The sequence below is a fragment of the Oleiphilus sp. HI0079 genome (assembly GCF_001635105.1).
In genome coordinates this window covers 1-357 of the sequence record NZ_LWFT01000439.1, presented here as the reverse complement: position 1 = coordinate 357, position 357 = coordinate 1, and the positions used below count along the sequence as shown (strand labels likewise).

Sequence of the window (357 nt, the reverse complement as noted above, 5' to 3'; positions counted from 1 at the left end):
GGAGATGCTTTGGCCTCAGCCTGATTAACCCTCTCTGCCTGCGCTGAAGCGCCTTTTTTGGCTGACGATGCACCAGAGCTAACATCGCTGCCCGCGTCTTTTACGTCTGAGTCCGATTTCTCGGACTGAATTAACGCAATCAAATCACCTTCACTCAGTTTGTCGCCAACCTTTACCTTTAGATCAGAAACGACACCTGTATACGGTGACGGAATATCCATCGAAGCCTTATCGGATTCAAGCACTAACAGCGCTTCATCCTTTACGATTTGATCGCCAGAGGCTACCGATATCTCTATGACTTCCACCGCTTCCGCCCCACCAACATCCGGGACTCGAACCTCCTTAATGCCTTCA

At 50.1% G+C, this 357-nt stretch carries 1 protein-coding gene; it reads right to left on the bottom strand.

Annotated features, from left to right (window positions below; genetic code table 11):
* A partial coding sequence (locus A3750_RS05765) for a biotin/lipoyl-containing protein (protein ID WP_369819926.1) occupies positions 1–357 on the bottom strand: 357 nt, incomplete at both ends.